This is a genomic window from Enterobacter sp. UNJFSC 003 (assembly GCF_036903355.1).
Classification (GTDB): domain Bacteria; phylum Pseudomonadota; class Gammaproteobacteria; order Enterobacterales; family Enterobacteriaceae; genus Enterobacter.
The window spans coordinates 303,009-323,112 of the sequence record NZ_JBAKHK010000002.1; the positions used below are offsets into that span (position 1 = coordinate 303,009).

Annotated in this window: 15 protein-coding genes and 1 other RNA gene; 7 read left to right on the plus strand and 9 right to left on the minus strand. The window is 54.9% G+C overall.

What is annotated here, in order from left to right; genetic code table 11:
• Position 1: 1 nt before the first annotated feature.
• Genes V5P19_RS07525 through V5P19_RS07535 form a run of 3 tightly spaced genes read right to left on the minus strand, consistent with a single transcriptional unit; the run spans position 2 to position 3,777 of the window.
• Complete coding sequence (locus V5P19_RS07525; RefSeq protein ID WP_334401738.1) at positions 2–2,464, minus strand: fimbria/pilus outer membrane usher protein; 2,463 nt, start codon at positions 2,462–2,464, stop codon at positions 2–4.
• A gap of 55 nt (positions 2,465–2,519) precedes the next feature.
• Positions 2,520–3,191 carry a molecular chaperone gene (locus V5P19_RS07530; RefSeq protein WP_334401740.1) on the minus strand — a complete coding sequence of 224 codons (672 nt, stop codon included), beginning with the start codon at positions 3,189–3,191 and terminating at the stop codon, positions 2,520–2,522.
• A gap of 55 nt (positions 3,192–3,246) precedes the next feature.
• Positions 3,247–3,777 (minus strand): fimbrial protein, encoded by a 531-nt coding sequence (locus V5P19_RS07535; RefSeq protein ID WP_334401742.1) that lies wholly within the window; start codon positions 3,775–3,777, stop codon positions 3,247–3,249.
• Positions 3,778–4,196: 419 nt separating this feature from the next.
• Here V5P19_RS07535 and V5P19_RS07540 point away from each other — a divergent pair, with 419 nt between their 5' ends.
• Together V5P19_RS07540 and V5P19_RS07545 are read left to right on the plus strand one after the other, a co-directional pair.
• Positions 4,197–4,856 carry a helix-turn-helix domain-containing protein gene (locus V5P19_RS07540; protein WP_334401744.1) on the plus strand — a complete coding sequence of 220 codons (660 nt, stop codon included), beginning with the start codon at positions 4,197–4,199 and terminating at the stop codon, positions 4,854–4,856.
• Positions 4,857–4,922: 66 nt separating this feature from the next.
• The gene (locus V5P19_RS07545; RefSeq protein ID WP_334401746.1) at positions 4,923–5,552 is read left to right on the plus strand and encodes a helix-turn-helix domain-containing protein; all 630 of its coding nucleotides are present in this window, start codon (positions 4,923–4,925) and stop codon (positions 5,550–5,552) included.
• Between the two features lie 46 nt (positions 5,553–5,598).
• Here V5P19_RS07545 and V5P19_RS07550 read toward each other — a convergent pair whose 3' ends face one another.
• The 3 genes from V5P19_RS07550 to V5P19_RS07560 form a co-directional block, all read right to left on the minus strand.
• The gene (locus tag V5P19_RS07550; protein WP_256062672.1) at positions 5,599–5,793 is read right to left on the minus strand and encodes a YdiH family protein; all 195 of its coding nucleotides are present in this window, start codon (positions 5,791–5,793) and stop codon (positions 5,599–5,601) included.
• Positions 5,794–5,878: 85 nt separating this feature from the next.
• Positions 5,879–6,289: a 1,4-dihydroxy-2-naphthoyl-CoA hydrolase gene (menI, locus tag V5P19_RS07555; RefSeq protein WP_334401753.1), complete on the minus strand. Its 411-nt coding sequence runs from the start codon at positions 6,287–6,289 to the stop codon at positions 5,879–5,881.
• Positions 6,286–9,342 carry an FAD-binding and (Fe-S)-binding domain-containing protein gene (locus V5P19_RS07560; RefSeq protein WP_334401755.1) on the minus strand — a complete coding sequence of 1,019 codons (3,057 nt, stop codon included), beginning with the start codon at positions 9,340–9,342 and terminating at the stop codon, positions 6,286–6,288. The genes menI and V5P19_RS07560 overlap by 4 nt, the downstream gene beginning before the upstream one ends.
• Before the next feature lie 196 nt (positions 9,343–9,538).
• Between V5P19_RS07560 and ydiK the strand changes: the two genes are divergently transcribed.
• Both ydiK and rprA read left to right on the plus strand, forming a co-directional pair.
• Positions 9,539–10,654, plus strand: coding sequence for an AI-2E family transporter YdiK (ydiK, locus tag V5P19_RS07565; RefSeq protein WP_334401757.1), 1,116 nt, complete (start codon positions 9,539–9,541; stop codon positions 10,652–10,654).
• Positions 10,655–10,861: 207 nt separating this feature from the next.
• An RNA gene (gene rprA, locus V5P19_RS07570) (antisense sRNA RprA) lies at positions 10,862–10,969 on the plus strand.
• A 5-nt stretch (positions 10,970–10,974) separates the two neighbouring features.
• On the opposite strand, the gene V5P19_RS07575 is transcribed toward rprA, so the two are convergent.
• The 3 genes from V5P19_RS07575 to ppsA all read right to left on the minus strand — a co-directional run bounded on the left by V5P19_RS07575 (position 10,975) and on the right by ppsA (position 17,367).
• Positions 10,975–13,350 (minus strand): glycoside hydrolase family 3 N-terminal domain-containing protein, encoded by a 2,376-nt coding sequence (locus V5P19_RS07575; RefSeq protein ID WP_334401759.1) that lies wholly within the window; start codon positions 13,348–13,350, stop codon positions 10,975–10,977.
• A gap of 3 nt (positions 13,351–13,353) precedes the next feature.
• Positions 13,354–14,754 (minus strand): MFS transporter, encoded by a 1,401-nt coding sequence (locus V5P19_RS07580; protein WP_334401761.1) that lies wholly within the window; start codon positions 14,752–14,754, stop codon positions 13,354–13,356.
• Positions 14,755–14,988: 234 nt separating this feature from the next.
• Positions 14,989–17,367: a phosphoenolpyruvate synthase gene (ppsA, locus tag V5P19_RS07585; protein ID WP_334401763.1), complete on the minus strand. Its 2,379-nt coding sequence runs from the start codon at positions 17,365–17,367 to the stop codon at positions 14,989–14,991.
• A gap of 335 nt (positions 17,368–17,702) precedes the next feature.
• Here ppsA and V5P19_RS07590 point away from each other — a divergent pair, with 335 nt between their 5' ends.
• The 3 genes from V5P19_RS07590 to hemP all read left to right on the plus strand — a co-directional run bounded on the left by V5P19_RS07590 (position 17,703) and on the right by hemP (position 20,093).
• On the plus strand, positions 17,703–18,536 hold the full coding sequence (locus tag V5P19_RS07590) for a pyruvate, water dikinase regulatory protein (RefSeq protein ID WP_334401765.1): 834 nt from the start codon (positions 17,703–17,705) through the stop codon (positions 18,534–18,536).
• Between the two features lie 152 nt (positions 18,537–18,688).
• Positions 18,689–19,735: a 3-deoxy-7-phosphoheptulonate synthase AroH gene (gene aroH / locus V5P19_RS07595; protein ID WP_334401767.1), complete on the plus strand. Its 1,047-nt coding sequence runs from the start codon at positions 18,689–18,691 to the stop codon at positions 19,733–19,735.
• A 169-nt stretch (positions 19,736–19,904) separates the two neighbouring features.
• A complete protein-coding gene (gene hemP / locus V5P19_RS07600; protein WP_334401769.1) occupies positions 19,905–20,093 on the plus strand; it encodes a hemin uptake protein HemP in 189 nt (62 codons plus the stop codon).
• Positions 20,094–20,104: the final 11 nt, after the last annotated feature.

The following is a 20,104-nucleotide window of genomic DNA, read 5'->3' on the forward strand; positions in this document are numbered from 1 at the left end:
CTTATTGTTCCTGACGGCAGGTGACGCTGATATCAGTCATGCCGCCATGCGTTGAGGGTTGCGGGAGGCTAAAATCAGCCCGGCAGCGTTCGCTGGATTGGTTACCCCACTTCGCCACTAATGACCCTGTTTCGCCCATTCCGGTTAAATAGACCTGTCCGCGATCGCCCACGATAAAGCTGCTCTTATCATCAGCGTCAAGCGTGACCATCGCGCCAAACGGCATGGCATGGCCCTTGTTCGTTAAGGTCATCAGTACCCGACGCCCAACTCGCGAAAGGTAATCGGCTCTCACCACCGCCCCCCGCGTTGGCGTGACCGTGCGAGTATTGATCTCCAGCGCCACGTCATCAGGCATATTTTCAGGGTCGAGCGTCAGGTCGTTTGTTCGATAGACGGAGACATTGCTGACCACCGTGTAGCCCCGGGAGTCCGTCCGCACGCCGGATTGATTACGAATGCCCACGCCCTGCGCGCCGGGGGCTTTAATCAGGGCATTGGTTTCGCCCAGCGGCTGCGACAGCGTAATGCCATCGGCGTGAGCGAGGATCCCCCCCTGCAGCCCATAATTAAGGCGTTCGCCGCTTTTATCGTAGCCATAGCCGGCCGTGACTTCGCCATAGGTGCCTTTGTAATCGCCGTTTAGCGTTCCGGTATTGCCGACGCCACGCGTGCCGTAGCCCTGCTGGACGTTCCAGTTCAGGGCATTGTGATCGCGCGCTACGCCGTTCATCCCAACGCTGTACGTGGTGCCATGAGTCTTGCTGGCGTTCATGCCAGAGTTAGTCCACGTTTGCGGTAAGAATTTATCCAGCGGCACGCTGAGGGTAAACGCCAGCAGCTGGTCATGGTCGACCGTTTTCTGGCTTGCGCTGCCGTCGGTGGCCGAAGCGACATTTTGGCTATAGGTCCATGTCACCCCATAGCTTACGTTGTGCCAGTCGTTGTTGTAGCCGACGCTCCAGGAAGTCATCGACCTGCCGGCGTTCCAGTAATCTTCCCGCGCCGCGCTGAGGGTCAGCGCCCCCAGGTTCCCGCCCAGCGTCTGGCTCATCGTCAGCTCTGCCCGGTTGCGTCGTCTGTCCTGCAACGCGCTACTGTCTCCGTAAGCGTCCAGCACTTCCTGCATCCCGTAATAGCCGCGGGTTGAATAGCGGTATCCGGCAAGGGAAACGTGGGTCCCAGTATTCACGATATGTTTGCTGTACCGCGCGCGCCAGGACTGCCCCTGAGAGTTGGTGCTGCGATCGGGCGTTGACCAGCCCTGGGTCACGTCCGCAGAAAGCGCGCCGACATCCCCCATGTTTTTACCCAGCCCAAGGGCAAGCGACTGATATTTTCCTGAAACCTGGGCTCCGCCATAAAGCGTCGTGCCGTACTGCATTCCGTAGATGCCGGTAATTTGGCCGAATGGCGTTTTATCCACGCTGCGGTTATAGGCGCGGTACTGGCCTCCCGTGAGGGCATATTTCAGCCGGCCCTCTCGCTGCAGTACAGGCAGCGAGGCATAGGGCAGAGTGAATTGCTGCTCGCTACCGTCGGCTTCGTTGATCGTTACGTCGAGATCGCCCGCGCCGCCGGTGGGATACATGTCCGAAATCTCAAATGCGCCAGGCGCAACATAGCTTTGGTAGATCTGATAGCCGTTCTGGCGCACCACTACCTGCGCATGGGTGCGCGCGATCCCCCTCACCACCGGCGCATAACCCTTCAGGGAATCTGGCAACATATCGTCGTCCGATGCCAGCTGGCCGCCGCGAAATGGCATGCTGTCAAAGACGTCAGCTGGGGTTGAACTGTCTCCCAGCGTCAGCAGAGCGCTAAGCGGGATCACCGCACGCTGCGCGTAGGTATAAACGGTGTCCCAGCTATCCTGGCCGGACGCGTCCCGGGACCAGGTGGTGTAATTGTGTAAACGCCACGGGCCAATATTGAACCCGGGGCGCAGGTTCGCATAGTGCCCACTGTTCGCCCCGCTCAGGCTGTAATTGAGCATGGCCACGGTAATACCCTCGTCCCACATTTCCGGCGACACGTATCCCCTCGCCGGCAGGTCGATAGCGGCCTGAGGAATACTGATAGCCAGGCGCTGCGCGCCAAACTGAAAATCGGTGCTGGCCTGAGGGATAGCCTGGAGGTGCGCGCATTCACTGTCGACCACGGCAAGCTGAGGGAAAAGCGCCGTTTTGACGCCCCACTGCTTTAACTGTTCGATGCTCAGACAGGGCTGCAGGGTCGTATTGCCATCCTCGGTTTTTACCTCATAAAAATAAATATCGCGGGTATCCACTCGCTGGTCGTCAATAACGATATCAACATGGTACGTCCCCGCGGCCTGAGAGCCGGATTCAAAAGCAGACAAATCGGCTTTGCCCATTCCGGGGTTATCCAGCTCAACCAGCTCGGTATTAAAGGTTTCACCGGCATAAAGCGTCGGTGAAGTACCCGCAAAGGCGAAAGCCATAAGCTTCGCCAGCCCACCGAGCCGCGTTGGATAATATACCGTCCTCATGCAGCACTCACAGACTGGCGCGATGAGACGCGCCCGGACTGCCGTAGTCATTAATGACCTTGAACGTCAGCGTATTGCCGTTGACCTCTTTCGGTAATGCGAATCGGGTTGAGGCGCCGGGTAACACATAGGTCACCTCATTCAGCGTTTTCCCGGCTACGATGATTTCATTAAAGTTGATCACGTAGGGGGTTGGGTTTGTGACCTGAAGTTCACTCCCGGCTCGTTGCCAGGTTAATTTATCCGCTTGCTCTTCGGGTGTTGACGCCTGGAGGCCATCAGGCCGGTAAATTAATTTAATCCGCGTTTTCACTGCAATTTGCAGGGCGTTAGTCTGCTTCGATGCGGATGGAATCGCTTTAATATTCAGCCAGAACAAACTCTCCTTTTCATGAGGCAGTAAGCCCGTCATGACAATTCGCTCCAGGTTTTTTTGCCCGGCATCCAGACGATACAGCGGTGGGGTAATAATAAAGGGCGCTTTACCCGAAATACCCGCCTCCACATCAATCCACGACTGGATTAAATAGGGTGTCGCATCAGGGTTAGTAATATTCAGCGCAGCTTCTTTCTTCGCCCCGTCGAAAATAACGCGAGTGCCGCCAATAATTACGCCAGCGCTGGCGCTCGTAAGCGGCAACAGGAACATCGCGAACGCGAATGTAATGATAAAACGCATTGTAAACCTCATGACCCAGAAGGCCGGACAGGCCTCCTGATAATTGCGGCAAAACTTAGTTGTAAACCACCGAGAAGTTAGCGACCGCGTTTGCTGGCCCGGCGGTGACGGCCGCAGCGGTAGAAACATATTGTGCATAGAAGTTCAGCGTATTGTCGGCAGTGCTGCTGAGGAAATAGGTATAACCGTTGCCGCCGTGAAGCGGCAGATCGGCCTTATCCGCGCTCATCAGATTAATTGCCACGCCCGTTGCCGCACCGGTAACCGACGTATCAATCGCAAGCAGGCTGGCATTCATTCCATCCGGCGTTCCGTCAAAGCGCACTTTTGTATTCGTCACCGTGACCGGGCAGTTTTTCAATACAATATTAAATTGCTTTGCGGCTGCTCTGGCGCCGGTTGCCGGGAACGCTGTTTTATAAAAATCACCTAAAACAACAACCTGGTTCTGGGAGGCAACATCCACATCGCAGGCGGAGTCCAGAATATTGCCGTTAAAATTCACCGTACCCGCAGCGGCGAAAGCCTGCGTCAGGGTGAATGCAGAACCTGCTGCTAGTAAAACCATCAACATTTTTGTTTTCATCGTGTTAAATTCCATATCACTTTATTTATTACTGAATTTCAGGCGCAGAGATTTATAAGGATTAATCACCCAGACGTCTGCGTATTAATATTGTCAGAATCCATTTAATTACTATCATGAACATTTCTGCTGACGAGTGAAATTTATACAACTCCTTTTCAGCACACAATCTCTTTTGAGGTCTAGCTGTAGACTGGCATTTAACAAAAACAAAACATAAATATTCAGAAAGCCATCAATCATTATTTCCTGGTCTACTTTTAGACTACCAAGCCAACACCTTAAGATTCATAGAATTAGGGTTAATTGCTTTGCAGGTCTATTATTAGACCCGATCCGAATATTCCCAGCATTGCTGTTTTTTAAGATAATTCTCTATGTCGATCAAAAAATGATCGCATCGGCTTGTGAGGTATCTAATGAACACGCGAATGGCTCCCGAACTCGGTAATGAAAAACCCACCGTGCTTGGCGTTAAGCCCTATAAACACATAGAAAAAATAATTGATAATATTCTTCCCTTTGCAGAAAGACGTATTTTGTCGAAAGGTGAAGTTGTGCATTATTACAAGAACGATACCCGCGAGTGTTTTCTGCTGCTGCAGGGCAGCGTAGCGTTACATCGCCGCGGGGATGGCATTGTCTTAAACTCGGAGTCATCGCCCTTTATCCTGGGGGTGAGCAGCCAGTTTTCATCCGAACATCTCTACGTCAGGTCGCTGGAGACGTCTGAGCTCGCAGCCGTTTCGCTGGAACGCTTTAATGGCGTGGTTGCTCAGCAAAATCTCTGGCAGCATTTTTCAATGCTGCTTATCTATACCGCGTCGCGCGTTTATGAGCATTGCGCCCAGATATCGCAGATGTCAGCCTATGACATCATCCGTTTTCAGCTGGTAGAGCTGATGCAGGAGCCTGAGGCGATACGGCAAAATATTACCGCCGCGGCCTATATCAAAAGCCGAACGTACCTTTCCAGAAGCGGCATCATGCGGATCCTTGCTGAACTGCGCACCGGAAAGTACATCACCATGGATCGCGGCGTACTGCGTGATATCCATCATCTGCCGCGAAAATACTGATCCCTGAGGTGTAGGAGAGTGCGAGTAACGCTATAATCAGAAAGAGTATTCTTTCAGGTTCAGGTTATGTCCTCCACAGAAAAACCGCCGCGTGGTTCTCCTTATGCGCAAGCGCTCATTACCCACTTACAGCCCTCGTGCGCGATACGAACGACAGGTCGCGGGGAGCAACTCGATCTTGTGGTCAACGATCGCGGGATGAGTTATTTGATTTTGGACGGCACCGTTGCTATTTACCGGCGTAGTGACAACTTGATGCTGTCAACAGCCAAAAGCCCGGCTTTTTTCGGCATTGCCAACCTGAATAACATCTTTTTTGACGACTACCTGAAAACGGTGACCCCCTGCAAAATTGGCCTATTGCCCACGGAGCAGCTCAACGTCATTATTGAAGAGAAAGGGTTGTGGGGGCTGATATCAAATCATTTGATGTTTATGTATAACCAGCTCTATAACACCGTCATGCCAAAAGGCGCGCCGACGGCCTATGAGATGATTCGCCAGCAGCTTATTTTATTAATGAATGAAGACGAATCTTATCGTCGTGGGATTACCGCCGAGCGCTACATTCGTGACAAAACCCACCTTTCCCGCAGCGGCGTGATGCGCATTCTGGCGGATTTAAAAACGGGCGGGTTTATTGAGATGGATGAAGGCAGGCTCATTAACGTCATCAAGCTGCCCGCAAAATACTGAATCCCGGACACAAAAAAGGCCGCGTCTGCGGCCTTTTTATCAGCAATCAATGGACGTGAACGCCCAACCGCCAGGCAAAGTAAATCTCTTCTTTCAGTTCGTTCGAAGAGAGCGCCAGCAAATCTGTAAATTCCAGCTCAAGCTGTTTCAGCTTTTTCAGGTACTGCGCCGGAGACAGATTGCTCTTATCGCGACGTAAATATTCAATGGCCAGCTGTGTTGGGGTTGTTTCAGTATCCATGTTGTCCTCGCTTATGTACAAATCCTGACCAGTGTACCACAAGAGGCTGGCTAGTTTTTGACCAAAGACAAAACATTTGGAAACTTTACACCACCGCCGTCGTTAGCCTCGACGAACAGCATAGGCGTTCCTGCTCGTCCAGAATATCGATTTGCCACACCTGGTGCCGGCTACCGGCATGAAGCGCGCGGCAAATACCGCGCACGCGCCCGCTGCGCACCGAACGAATATGGTTGGCATTCACTTCCAGCCCGACGACCTTATGCTCTCCTTCGGTGCAAAGATACCCTGCCACTGACCCCAGGGTTTCGGCGAGCACAACGGACGCCCCGCCGTGCAGTAAACCGAAAGGCTGATGGGTACGGCTGTCCACCGGCATCGTCGCCTCCAGGTCGTTATCGCCAATGCGGGTAAATTGGATATCCAGCAGCCCCACCATATTGCCCTCACCCATGGCGTTCAACGCCTGCAGCGTCACGGCACGTTTCCAGATCATCCGATAATCTCCAGTAAAGCCTGTAATGGATGGCGGACACCGTTACCTTCAACGCGTTTGACCTGGCTGCGGCAGGAGTAGCCGGTTGCCAGACAGCGGTTGCGCGGTAAACGCTGCATCGCCTGATGCCAGGACAGCTCATAAATGCCCAGCGAGTTGGCATGGTTTTTTACTTCATGCCCGTAGGTGCCGGCCATCCCGCAGCAGCCGACGCTGACGCTCTCAAGCTTCGCGCCGAAGCGGGCAAAAATAGAAGCCCACTGCGCAGGCGCACCCGGCAGCGCCGTCACTTCGGTGCAGTGGCCAAACAGATACCACGGCTCGCCGCTCACGTCTCTGGTGGCCGTTTGCTGCAGCGCCGCAGGCAGCCACTCATGCACCAGCATCACGTGGAAATCACCGCGCGTCTCACCCAGCGTTTGCTTATATTCATCGCGATAGCACAGCACCAGCGCCGGATCGACACCGACCATCGGCATGCCCAGCTGCGCCACGCGATTAAGGAAATCAGAGGTTTTCTGCGCGGTCTTCGCAAAGCGGTTGAGGAACCCTTTAATGTGCTGCGCTTTACCGTTTGGTGAGAACGGCAGCACCACGGGCTGATAGTCCATTTTCTCCACCAGACGCACAAAATCGGCTACCACCTGCGCGTCGTAATAGCTGGTGAACGGATCCTGCACCACCAGCACCACCTTCGCTTTTTCCTCAGGGCTTAACGCTTCAAGCTGCTCAAGCGTCATGTTGGCCGAGCGGTGTCCCACCAGCTGACGCTGCAGCGACGGTACGGACAGCAGCGGTAAATCCACCATCCCGATGTGTTTTTCGGAAAGCTTGCGCACCAGCGGCTGATTGATAAAGAAGTTAAAGGTCTTCGGCGCTCGCGCCATGAGCGGGGCATAGCTTTCAACCGTTGCCACCAGATGATCGCGCATCGGGCGCAGGTAGCGCGTATGGTAAAGCTGCAGGAACCGCGAGCGGAACTCCGGCACATCAATTTTAATCGGGCACTGGGTTGAGCACGCTTTACAGGCCAGACAGCCGGACATCGCCTCTTTCACTTCATGGGAGAAATCATATTCGCCCTTGTTGGCATGCCAGCTGTTGCGGGTGCGTTCGATAAGCGAGTGCAGGCTGGCGCGTTTTTCCGGCAACTCCTGTTCCAGCTTGAGCGGATCCACGCCGCGGTCGGCCAACAGGCGCAGCCATTCACGCACCAGCGTCGCCCGCCCTTTAGGCGAGTGGATGCGGTTACTGGTGATTTTCATCGACGGACACATCGGACTTTTGACGTCGAAGTTAAAGCACAAGCCATTGCCGTTACACTCCATCGCGCCGCGCCAGGACGCACGCACCGCGATCGGGATTTGTCGGTCATAGGTGCCGCGCTTAACCGCATCCACCTGCAGCATCGGTGCGTCTATCCCTTCCGGCGGGCAAATTTTTCCCGGATTGAGGCGGTTATCCGGATCGAATGCCGCTTTAATCTTCCGCAGCTCACCAAAGAGTTGTTCCCCAAAGAACGCCGGGCTGTACTCAGCGCGGAACCCTTTCCCGTGTTCGCCCCACAGCAGGCCGCCGTATTTCGCGGTTAAGGCCACCACGTCGTCAGAGATCTCCTTCATCAGGATCTCCTGCTGCGGATCGCACATATCCAGCGCCGGGCGCACGTGGAGAACACCTGCATCGACGTGGCCGAACATGCCGTAGCTCAGGCCGTGGCTGTCCAGCAGCGCGCGGAACTCGACGATATAATCCGCCAGATGTTCCGGCGGCACGCAGGTATCTTCCGCAAACGGAATCGGCTTGGCGGCACCTTTGGCGTTGCCGAGCAGCCCCACGGCTTTTTTACGCATCGCATAAATACGCTCAATACCCGAGAGGTCGTTACACAACTGCCAGCCAATCACGCCGCCTTCACCCCGGGCGATGAGTTCATCAAGACGCTGTGTCAGCGTGCTTACCTGACTTTCAATCAGTTCGGCATCATCACCGGCAAACTCGACGATATTGAGGCCCAGCATCTCTTTATCCGGGACATCGGTGATGAGCTCGCTGACGGAGTGCCAGACAATGTCTTCCCGCGCCAGATTAAGCACTTTAGAGTCGACGGTTTCTACCGACAGCGCCCGCGCGTCAACCATAAAGGGCGCATTGCGCAGCGCGGAATCAAAGGAGTTGTATTTAACGTTCACCAGACGGCGTACCTTCGGCAGCCGGGTAATATCCAAACGCGCCTCGGTAATAAACGCCAGCGTCCCTTCAGAACCGGTCAGCACGCGGGTTAAATCGAACTGGCTCAGATCGTCGTTAAAAACATGACGCAGGTCGTAACCGGTCAGGAAGCGGTTCAGTTTCGGGAATTTGTCGAGGATCAGCTGACGGTTTTCGCGGCAGCGTTCCAGTACGGTGCGATAAATCCGCCCGGTGGCGGTGCTCTCTTTGCCCAGCGTTTCCGCCAGCTCGACAGGCATGGGCTGGGTATCCAGAATATCGCCCCCCAGCAATACCGCACGGACCCCCATTACGTGGTCGGAGGTTTTTCCGTAGACCAGTGACCCCTGCCCTGACGCATCGGTGTTGATCATTCCGCCGAGGGTTGCGCGGTTGCTTGTTGAGAGTTCCGGGGCAAAGAAATAGCCAAAAGGCTTGAGGTACTGATTGAGCTGATCTTTGATGACCCCGGCTTCTACCCGCACCCATCCCTCTTCAGGGTTGATCTCAATGATGCGGTTCATATATCGGGACATATCAATGATGATGCCCTGATTCAGCGCCTGACCATTGGTGCCCGTGCCGCCACCGCGCGGAGTGAACACCAGGGCGTTAAACCGCTCCTGCGAGGCCAGACGGGCAATCAGCGCGACATCTGCCGTAGAGCGTGGGAAAACGACGGCATCGGGAAGAAGCTGGTAGATACTGTTATCGGTCGCCATCGTCAGCCTGTCGGCATAGTGTGTGGCGGTATCACCTGTAAAACCCTGTTGCTCCAGCGCTTGCAAAAAATTCAGCACCAGTTGAACGACGCCTGGTGCCTGAGAAATCTGTGGGATCATTACGGTCGACCCTAATTAGAGTTGTGGAAATCGTTTGCGTTGTGTCACAACTTTTTATCACATTTTTTTCTTATATGCTTACCAGAATTACAGGCACAATCCCCCTGTCAAAAATCGCTGAAATCACTAATGATTACAGATACGCGGTTTTATGTTCTTGCCAGCAAGGCTGGTGTCATTTAAGGAAGTTTCATTTATGGTCAATCTTCGTCAGCCCAGGGATGTTGCGCAAATTTTGCTGTCGGTGCTGTTTTTAGCCCTCATGATTATTGCGTGTCTGTGGATTGTTCAACCTTTCGTCCTTGGCTTTGCCTGGGCTGCGACCGTCGTCGTCGCCACCTGGCCTTTACTTTTACGCCTGCAGAAACTGCTCTTTGGACGGCGTGGCCTGGCGGTTTTGGTCATGACCCTGCTGCTGTTCCTGGTGTTTATTATTCCGATAGCGCTGCTGGTCAATAGCCTTGTCGACTCCAGCGGCCCTGTGATCCGCGCGGTCACCAGCGGCGATATGACGCTGCCTGATTTTGCCTGGCTGAACAGCATTCCTGTCATCGGAGCAAAACTCTACAGCGGCTGGCACAGCCTGCTGGAGATGGGCGGCAGCGCATTGATGGCGAAAGTTCGCCCTTACATTGGCACCACCACGACCTGGTTCGTCGGCCAGGCGGCGCACATTGGCCGCTTTATGATGCACTGTACCTTAATGCTGGTCTTCAGCGCCCTGCTTTACTGGCGCGGTGAGCAGGTGGCTCTCGGGGTGCGTCACTTCGCCACCCGACTGGCTGGCAAACGCGGCGATGCTGCCGTGCTGTTGGCCGCGCAGGCCGTGCGCGCCGTTGCGCTTGGCGTGGTAGTGACGGCGCTGGTTCAGGCCGTGCTGGGCGGTATTGGCCTCGCCATTTCTGGCGTGCCGTACGCCACCGTCTTTACCGTTGTGATGTTGATGACCTGCCTTGCGCAACTCGGTCCACTGCTGGTACTGGTGCCAAGCATCATCTGGCTCTACTGGACGGGCGATACCACCTGGGGCACCGTCCTGCTGGTGTGGAGCTGCGTGGTGGGCACCATGGATAACGTTATTCGCCCGATCCTCATCCGCATGGGCGCTGATTTACCGCTGATCCTGATTTTGTCCGGCGTTATCGGCGGGTTGATAGCCTTTGGGATGATCGGTCTGTTTATCGGCCCGGTACTGCTCGCGGTAACATGGCGTCTGTTTTCCGCCTGGGTGCATGAGATTCCGCCTCCGGGAACCGACCCGGACGTGATTTTGAGCGAGCTGGAAGAGTTGGAAGAGAAGAACACGCACTAAGTTCTTTTGCCGGGTGGCGCGTGCGTTCACCCGGCAATGGCCCCTCAGAAATACTTAAGCAATGCTAAACTATTTATTCTCTGCACACTGGTCTGACCCGGAATTTCTGCCGTAAGTCCGCTGTTCACTTCAAGAAATCTTCACGTCTCTTTAACTATTGAGACGAATCTGATCGACGCTAAATAACGCAATGCCTACTATTACCACACGGTTATAAATCAACACCTTGATTTATAAGCATGGAAATCCCCTGAGTGAAACAACGAATTGCTGTGTGTAGTCTTTGCCCATCTCCCACGATGGGCTTTTTTTTATCCTGATTACGCGCGTTCTACGTCACACGCGCTGAGCATCCGCCATTCTTTCGGCAGCACCCGCGTTTCGCCGGTGACCTTGACCGTCACCACCTCACGAATATCCGCCGACGACGCGCCAATCTGCAGCTCAAACTCGCCTGGCTCCACGACGCGCTTCCCGTCCCGACGGGTAAAGTTGAACATCTCCACCGGCAGCGTAAAGCTGAGCGTCGCGGTTTCACCCGGCGAGAGCGTAACGCGTTGGAACGCCTTTAGCTCCTGCAGCGGACGAACCTGAGTGGCAACCTTATCCCGCACGTAGATTTGCACCACTTCGCTGCCGCTGCGCTCGCCAACGTTGGTCATATCCAGACTTAACGCCACTTCCCCTTCAACAGGAATGCAGGTTTCCGCCACGCGCGCGGTCCCCCAGCTAAATTGCGTCCAGCCGAGACCGAAACCAAAGGGATAGCGAGAGCCAAAATGGAAGGCAAACGGCGTGCCGCCGCTCTTGAGCTTGTGGTTGTAGTAGTACGGCATCGCCCCTGCGCTCTTCGGCACGCTCACCACCAGCCTGCCCTGCGGCTCGGCGCGGCCGGTGAGCACATCGGCGATTGCCCATCCCCCCTCCTGACCCGGCGCCCAGGCCATCATCAGTGCCGCAACCTTATCCTCCAGCCCCTGAAGGTTGTATGGCCGACCGCCGGTCATCACCATAATCACCGGTTTGCCGGTCGCCACCAGGGCTTCCAGCAGCTGCTGCTGCACGCCCGGCAGATTCAGCGAATCGGTATCTGAACCTTCTCCGACCGTTCCGCTCTGGAACAATCCGGCGAGATCGCCCACGCAGGCCACCACCACGTCACTCTGCTGCGCAGCCTTCACCGCATCGGGAACCAAGGCCGTGCTTTGCGACACCGGAGACTGTTGCATCGGTTTACCACCACTGTCGCCTGGAAAGACCGGCGCGCCTGCCATGCGTTTTTCGATAATGTGACAGCCTTTGGCGTAACGTACCTGTGACGCGCCCAGATACTGCTCCAGCGCTGCGCGCGGGGTGGTCACCTGTGACGTCTCTTCAACCATATCGCTGATGATCAGGTGCACCGGAAAACTGTAGCCGCTCAGCAATGCCAGCGGATCGTCGGCCGTCGGCCCCACCACCGCAACGCGCGGCTTGCCGCTGAGAGGCAAAATGCCGTTATTCTCCAGCAGCGTCACCGACTTTGTCGCCACCTCGCGCGCAACCTGCCGCGTGGCGTCGTTTTGCAAATCGATGGCATGTTCATCGGCATAGGGTTTTTCGAACAGCCCAAGTCGAAATTTTTCAGCCAGCACGCGGGCAACAATTTCATCGATTTTGGTCATAGAGATCAGGTCGCGCTCAATGGCCTCGGCGAGATGGCGCGCGCAGTCGTCTTTCGGCAGCTCAACGTCCAGCCCGGCATTAAATGCAAGGGCCGCTGATTCCGCGGCATCGTGGGCAATCCCGTGATGCTGGTGCAGCAGGCTTACGCCGCCGTAATCCGCCACAATAATCCCGTCAAAGCCCCACTGTTCGCGCAGCACGGTAGTGAGCAGGAAGTGGTCGCTGTGCCCCGGCTGATTATCAATATCGTGATAGGCAGGCATGACCGAACCGGCGTTTGCCAGCTTCACGGCCATTTCAAACGGCAGCAGGAAGGTGTCGTTCAGCTCGCTAAAACCAAGGTGGACGGGCGCATGGTTGCGCGCCCCTTCGCTGAACGAGTGGCCGACGTAATGCTTAAGCGTTGCCAGCAGATCGCGTTTTTCCCCCTGCAGCCCGTTGACGTAGGCCGTCGCCATCACGCCCACCAGCCAAGGGTCCTCACCAAAGGTCTCTTCCGTGCGCCCCCAGCGCACGTCGCGGGAGACATCCAGCACCGGGGCCAGCCCCTGCTGACATCCTACCGAGCGCGCCTCTTTACCAATGCGTTCTGCCGCACGCTGGACCAGCTCTGGGTCCCAGGTTGACCCGTAGTTCAGCGAAGACGGGAACAGCGTCGCCTCTTTGCACAGCAGCCCCACCAGGCACTCCTCGTGAAACAGCGCCGGTATGCCAAGACGCGTCTCTTCCCTCATCATACGCTGCAGGCGGTTCGCCGCGCGCACGCCGGTTCTGGCATCGACAATATGGGTGCCTAACGGGCGAGTAATTTGCCCGACGCCCAGCTTTAGCCGTTCACCGAGCGCGGCCTGTTCGCTGACTCCCGCGAACTCATCGCTTAAATCGCTTCGCTCGCGGTGGTTGCCGTTTTCATCGAGAATCAGCCAGTACGCATGCATCTGGGCAAACTTTTCTTCCGGGGTCATGCGCGCCAGTAAATCAGCGACGCGTTCATGCACGGGGCGTCCCGCATCCTTATAGATTGCAGTCATATTTTACTCCTGTATGGCGGAATGAGTTGCCGGGCTGAGCTGCCCCGCATCAGGTCTAACGTCACGTTTGTTGGCCAGTTCCCGGGCGATGGAATCCACCAGCCGACTGTTGAGTTTGTAGATGGAAAGCAGCGCGACCATGCACAGGAACAGCACGCAAGGAATGAGGGTAAACAGCGCGTTGATGGTAGAAAGCACGTGTGGTGCCTGAGAAGCCTGGCCAGGCACGTAATCCACCATCCCAAGAACCCAACCCACAACAGCCCCCCCGAGCGCCAGGCCAAACTTGATGGCAAACAGTGCGGTAGAGAAGACCAAACCATCCAGTCGGCGGCCGCTGCGGTGCTCTTCATAGTCGACCACATCAGAGAACATGGTCCACTGGAGCGGCGTGGTCAGGTTTTGAATAAAGCTAAAAATGATATTCAGACCAAATATCAGCCAGACCTGTGAGGGAGGAATGAAGAAAATCAGCGCGCCAAAAATAACAAAGGAAATAATGGTCCACTGATAGGCTCGCACCCGGTCAAATTTCCCCAGCAGGCGTTCAGATAATAATGCGCCACTTAAGGATGCCACCATGCCTGAAACAATAAAGGCAAACACCAGTTCCGGACGCAGCAGCACATAGTTGACGTAATACATGGTTGCAGAGCCGCGCGTGACGACGGCGGTTAACAGCAAAATATTAAACAGGAACACAATTCGCCACTGGCTATTACCGGCCAGCAGTTTTAAATCGGTCAGCATGGAGCCGGAGGTATCATTACGCGGAGAATACCGTTCCCGGATCATCAGGAAGCAGCAGAAGAATAAAATAATCCCCAACAGCCCCATCAGGCTCATCGCATAGAAATAGCCTTTCTGAACATTACCTTGCCCCAGATGCGAAACCAGCGGTAGCGCGATAACCGTGACGATCAGCCCGCCGATAAACGACAGGCCGAAGCGCCAGGACTGCAGGGAGTGACGCTCGCGCGGATCCAGCGTCAGCGCGCCCGGCATCGCACAATAGGGGACATTAATGGCTGAGTAAATCAGGCTAAGAATGGTGTAGGTCACACAGGCATAAACAATTTTTGCCGTTGGCCCCACGTCGGGAACATAGAAGGTGATAAGGCAGCTTACGCCAAAGGGGATGGCAAACCACAGCAGCCAGGGGCGGAAACGACCGTGCCGCGTTTGGGTGCGATCCACCAGCGCGCCAATGCAGGGATCGACAAACGCATCCACCACGCGGACCACTAAAAACATGGTGCCCATCACGGCTGCCGGTAAACCAAAAACGTCCGTATAGAAATAAGCAAGAAATAACGTTGCCGTTTGCCAGACCAGCGCGCTGGCCATATCGCCTAAGCCATAGCCTATTTTGTCTTTGGTACGCAAAACAGAGGAGAGTGTCATTTTTTATTTGCCTTTTTATCAGGTTAAAACGTATTTCAACCAGTCGCGCATCATGTAGGGTAATGCACGGTAAGGCTCAAGTATTAGCAACGCTTTGCGCGCTAACAATTGTCTAAATTAACAGGCAAATTATGATATTTGGTTTTTTGTTTTATTTGTGACGGGGAGCATAAAAGGAGCGAAATAAAAAAGGCGAGGAATATTATCCTCGCCTTTTTTCAGCTGATTACGACGTTACTTATTCAACTCAGCCAGGCTCAGCCAGGTCTGCACAACGGTATCCGGGTTCAGTGACAGGCTATCGATCCCCTCTTCCATCAGCCAGGCGGCAAAGTCTTCATGGTCAGACGGACCCTGCCCGCAAATCCCAACGTATTTACCCTGCTTCTTCGCCGCGCGGATGGACATCGACAGCAGCGCTTTCACCGCCTCGTTACGTTCATCAAACAGCTCAGAGACAACGCCGGAGTCACGGTCCAGGCCCAGCACCAGCTGCGTCATGTCATTAGAGCCGATAGAGAAGCCGTCGAAATGCTCAAGGAACTGTTCCGCCAACAGCGCGTTGGACGGGATCTCGCACATCATGATGATCTTCAGCCCGTTCTCGCCGCGCTTCAGCCCCTGGCGGGCCAGTTCGTCTACCACCGCTTTGGCCTGATCCACGGTGCGTACGAACGGAATCATAATCTCAACGTTGGTCAGCCCCATGTCGTTGCGCACGCGTTTTACCGCCTCGCACTCCAGCGCGAAGCAGTCGCGGAAGCTGTCAGACACGTAGCGTCCTGCCCCACGGAAGCCCAGCATTGGGTTCTCTTCTTCTGGCTCGTAACGCTCGCCTCCCACCAGGTTGGCGTATTCGTTAGATTTAAAGTCAGACAGACGCACGATCACGCGTTTCGGGTAGAACGCCGCGCCCAGCGTAGCGATCCCTTCCGTCAGACGACCGACGTAGAACTCTTTCGGCGAGTCGTAGCCTTTCATCATCTCGCGAATTTCGTTTTGAAGCTTTGCGTCCTGGTCATCAAACTCGAGCAGCGCGCGCGGGTGCACGCCGATCATACGGTTGATGATAAATTCCAGACGCGCCAAACCCACACCTTCGTTCGGCAGGCAGGCGAAGTCAAAAGCACGGTCCGGGTTACCGACGTTCATCATGATCTTCAGCGGCAGATCCGGCATGGTATCGACGCTGGAGCTTTTCACGCTGAAGTCGAGGATATCGGCATACACGTAGCCGGTATCGCCTTCCGCACAGGAGACGGTCACTTTCTCGTCGTCCTTCATGCGCTCGGTGGCATCACCGCAGCCAACGACGGCGGGGATCCCCAGCTCGCGAGCGATGATCGCCGCGTGACAGGTACGGCCGCCGCGGTTAGTAACGATAGCCGCCGCCTTCTTCATGATCGGCTCCCAGTCCGGGTCGGTCATGTCGGTCACCAGCACGTCGCCCGGCTGAATGCGGTTCATCTCGCTGATGTCATGAATCACTTTAACCGGGCCCGCACCGATACGGTGGCCGATGGCGCGGCCTTCCGCCACAATCTTGCCCTGCGCATGCAGCGTGTAGCGCTCCATCACCTGACCGCGGGAACGCACGGTTTCCGGACGCGCCTGCACGATGAACAGCTTGCCGGTGTTACCGTCCTTCGCCCATTCGATATCCATCGGACGGCCGTAGTGTTTTTCGATTTGTACCGCCTGCTTTGCCAGCTCTTCCACTTCAGAATCGGTCAAAGAGAAACGGTCGCGCTGCTCCTGCGGCACATCTTCAATTTTAACCTGCTTGCCATGCTCCTGCGTTGGAGCATAGATCATGCGGATTTTTTTCGAGCCCATGGTGCGGCGAACGACAGCCGGGCGGTTTGCGGCAAGCGTCGGTTTGTGTACATAGAATTCGTCAGGGTTCACGGCCCCCTGCACGACCATCTCGCCCAGACCCCACGCAGAGGTGATAAAGACCACCTGGTCGAAACCGGACTCGGTATCGATAGAGAACATCACGCCGGAAGAGCCCACGTCGGAGCGCACCATACGCTGTACGCCAGCAGAAAGCGCCACGCCGCGATGGTCATAGCCCTGGTGCACGCGATACGAGATGGCGCGATCGTTAAACAGGGAAGCAAACACGTGCTTAACCGCTACCAGTACGGCGTCATAGCCCTGTACGTTCAGGAAGGTTTCCTGCTGCCCGGCAAAGGACGCATCGGGCATATCTTCTGCGGTGGCAGATGAACGCACGGCAAAGGAGGCCTGCGCATCATCAGCGGAAAGCTGGTTGTACGCCTCATGAATGGCTTTTTCCAGTTCCGGCTGGAAAGGTGTGTCGATAATCCACTGGCGGATTTGCGACCCGGCTTTGGCAAGCTCGGTCACGTCATCAATATCCGTTTTATCCAGCAGGTCGTAAATGCGCTGGTTCACGCCGCTCTGGTCTAAAAACAGGTTAAACGCATCGGCAGTTGTGGCAAACCCGTTCGGCACGGAAACCCCCATACCGGACAGATTTGTAATCATTTCACCCAGGGAGGCATTTTTGCCCCCAACTCTGTCTACATCATTCATGCCGAGTTGGTTATACCAAAGCACCAGCGGTGACGAGCCATTGTTGGACATCGAAACAATCCTTTTGTGATATTTGATCGGAGTAAGAAACACCTGACTACGTATTTATACTGGCATATTTACTTGCGCTAAAAAAACGGTGAATCGTGTAAGCAATTTAAATTTTCAACTTTTCGGACACTTTCCCAGCGACAGCTAACCCGATGATTCCTATATATTCCGTCAAAAACCATAAAAATAAAGTCGCTATTCGGAAAATGAAATCCACTTTTCAGTAAAATTAAAAACACCATTTCATTTTAAATTCAGATAAGTTCTTTGCTGTGTATTTTACTTTTTTAATTTATGCTTTCAGGCAATTACGTACGATATTCAGGGTGGATAAAATGGATAATGCTGTCGATCGCCACGTTTTTTATATTTCTGATGGAACGGCGATCACCGCCGAGGTGCTGGGACACGCGGTGATGTCGCAATTCCCCGTTTCGATTAACAGCATCACGCTGCCGTTTGTGGAAAACGAGAGCCGGGCGAAGGCGGTAAAGGACCAGATCGACGCGATTTTCCAGCAGACCGGCGTGCGTCCGCTGGTCTTCTACTCCATCGTCATTCCCGAAATTCGCGCCATTATTCTGCAAAGTGAAGGCTTCTGTCAGGATATCGTGCAGGCGCTGGTCGCGCCGCTGCAGAGCGAGCTGAAGCTCGACCCCACGCCAATCGCCCACCGAACCCACGGGCTTAACCCGGGCAATCTGATTAAGTACGATGCCCGTATTGCCGCCATCGATTACACCCTCGCCCACGACGACGGTATCTCGATGCGTAATCTGGATCAGGCTCAGGTTATTTTGCTCGGCGTGTCGCGCTGCGGTAAAACCCCAACCAGCCTTTATCTGGCGATGCAGTTTGGTATTCGCGCGGCGAACTACCCCTTTATTGCCGATGATATGGATAACCTGGTGTTGCCTGCCGCGCTAAAACCGCTGCAGCATAAGCTGTTTGGCTTGACCATCAACCCGGAACGTCTGGCAGCGATTCGCGAAGAGCGCCGCGAGAACAGCCGCTACGCCTCAATGCGCCAGTGCCGGATGGAAGTGTCAGAAGTGGAGGCGCTGTACCGCAAAAATCAGATCCCGTGGCTTAACAGCACCAACTATTCCGTAGAAGAAATTGCCACCAAAATCCTCGATATCATGGGACTGAATCGCCGAATGTACTAATATGCTAGTACACTAACGCAGATTCGGTTATCATCAGGAACATCATCGGGGCGGGTTCGCCCCGAACTTGAAATCAGCAGGGATTGGTTTAAGGTGATGCCCATCACTTCCCGGTAGTCTGCCGATGAAGCAAAAAATTTCTGAGATATCCCATGAACAAAACCGACGAACTTCGCACTGCGCGCATCGATAGCCTGGTAACACCGGCTGAGCTGGCTCAGCTGCACCCCGTTTCCGCAGGCGTTGCAGAACATGTGACCGCTTCCCGCCGCCGCATTGAAAAGATCCTCAATGGCGAAGACAAGCGTCTTCTGGTGGTGATTGGCCCATGCTCTATCCACGATCTGGATGCAGCAATGGATTATGCAAAACGACTTCAGGCGCTGCGGATTAAACACCAGCACCGTCTCGAAATTGTGATGCGCACTTACTTTGAAAAACCGCGCACCGTTGTGGGCTGGAAGGGGCTGATTTCCGACCCCGACCTGAACGGCAGCTACCGTGTTAACCACGGTATTGCGCTGGCGCGCAAGCTGCTGGTGCAGGTGAATGAACTCGGCGTGCCGACCGCGACCGAATTTCTCGATATGGTGACCGGGCAGTTTATCGCCGATCTCATTAGCTGGGGCGCGATTGGCGCACGTACCACCGAAAGCCAGATCCACCGTGAGATGGCCTCCGCCCTCTCCTGCCCGGTCGGCTTTAAAAATGGCACCGATGGCAACACCCGTATCGCCGTCGATGCCATCCGCGCAGCCCGTGCCAGCCACATGTTCCTCTCACCGGACAAAACCGGCCAGATGACCATCTACCAGACCAGCGGTAACCCCTACGGGCATATCATTATGCGCGGCGGGAAAAAGCCGAACTATCACGCGCAGGATATTGCGGCAGCCTGCGAAACGCTGGCCGAATTTGACCTGCCGGAACAGCTGGTGGTGGATTTTAGCCACGGCAACTGTCAGAAGCAGCATCGCCGTCAGCTGGACGTGTGCGATGAGATCTGCCAGCAGATCCGCAGCGGATCAACCGCCGTGGCAGGCATCATGGCCGAAAGCTTTATCAAAGAAGGTACGCAGAAGATCGTGGCAGGTCAGCCGCTGGTTTACGGCCAGTCGATTACCGACCCGTGCCTGAGCTGGGAAGACAGTGAACGGCTTCTGGAGAAATTGGCCGCGGCGGTGGATACTCGCTTCTGAAATCCAGCCCTATCCCTCTCCCAGAAGGAGAGGGTCGGGGTGAGGCATCAACCGCACCTCACCCCCAAATTTGATCCCGTCACACTATTTTCACAAAAACGCTTGCCGTGAATTTATAGTTTATTGATAATGATTATCATTGTTACATTGATTGTTATTTATAAACATTATGTCACCTGCGGATAACAGCGCGGCAACGCCTGAAAAATTACACACAGCGCCGTCCCCTGCTCCTACCGATCGACGTATCGACAGTAAAACCCTGTTGGGCGATGAGGGGCGGGTCATTATCGAGCATGGCGGCCAGCACTACCTGCTGCGCCAGACCCATGCCGGAAAACTGATCCTGACAAAATAAACCAAAACATT

Bases quoted from the DNA above. Each gene is read 5' to 3' on its own strand.
- menI (WP_334401753.1), bottom strand. From the start codon at position 6,289: ATGATCTGGAAACGTGCCGTGACGCTGCAGGCGTTGAACGCCATGGGT.
- V5P19_RS07580 (WP_334401761.1), bottom strand. From the start codon at position 14,754: ATGACACTCTCCTCTGTTTTGCGTACCAAAGACAAAATAGGCTATGGC.
- V5P19_RS07530 (WP_334401740.1), bottom strand. From the start codon at position 3,191: ATGCGTTTTATCATTACATTCGCGTTCGCGATGTTCCTGTTGCCGCTT.
- V5P19_RS07535 (WP_334401742.1), bottom strand. From the start codon at position 3,777: ATGAAAACAAAAATGTTGATGGTTTTACTAGCAGCAGGTTCTGCATTC.
- V5P19_RS07540 (WP_334401744.1), top strand. From the start codon at position 4,197: ATGAACACGCGAATGGCTCCCGAACTCGGTAATGAAAAACCCACCGTG.
- V5P19_RS07525 (WP_334401738.1), bottom strand. From the start codon at position 2,464: ATGGCTTTCGCCTTTGCGGGTACTTCACCGACGCTTTATGCCGGTGAA.
- V5P19_RS07590 (WP_334401765.1), top strand. From the start codon at position 17,703: ATGGATAATGCTGTCGATCGCCACGTTTTTTATATTTCTGATGGAACG.
- V5P19_RS07560 (WP_334401755.1), bottom strand. From the start codon at position 9,342: ATGATCCCACAGATTTCTCAGGCACCAGGCGTCGTTCAACTGGTGCTG.
- aroH (WP_334401767.1), top strand. From the start codon at position 18,689: ATGAACAAAACCGACGAACTTCGCACTGCGCGCATCGATAGCCTGGTA.
- V5P19_RS07550 (WP_256062672.1), bottom strand. From the start codon at position 5,793: ATGGATACTGAAACAACCCCAACACAGCTGGCCATTGAATATTTACGT.
- V5P19_RS07575 (WP_334401759.1), bottom strand. From the start codon at position 13,350: ATGACTGCAATCTATAAGGATGCGGGACGCCCCGTGCATGAACGCGTC.
- hemP (WP_334401769.1), top strand. From the start codon at position 19,905: ATGTCACCTGCGGATAACAGCGCGGCAACGCCTGAAAAATTACACACA.
- V5P19_RS07545 (WP_334401746.1), top strand. From the start codon at position 4,923: ATGTCCTCCACAGAAAAACCGCCGCGTGGTTCTCCTTATGCGCAAGCG.
- ydiK (WP_334401757.1), top strand. From the start codon at position 9,539: ATGGTCAATCTTCGTCAGCCCAGGGATGTTGCGCAAATTTTGCTGTCG.
- ppsA (WP_334401763.1), bottom strand. From the start codon at position 17,367: ATGTCCAACAATGGCTCGTCACCGCTGGTGCTTTGGTATAACCAACTC.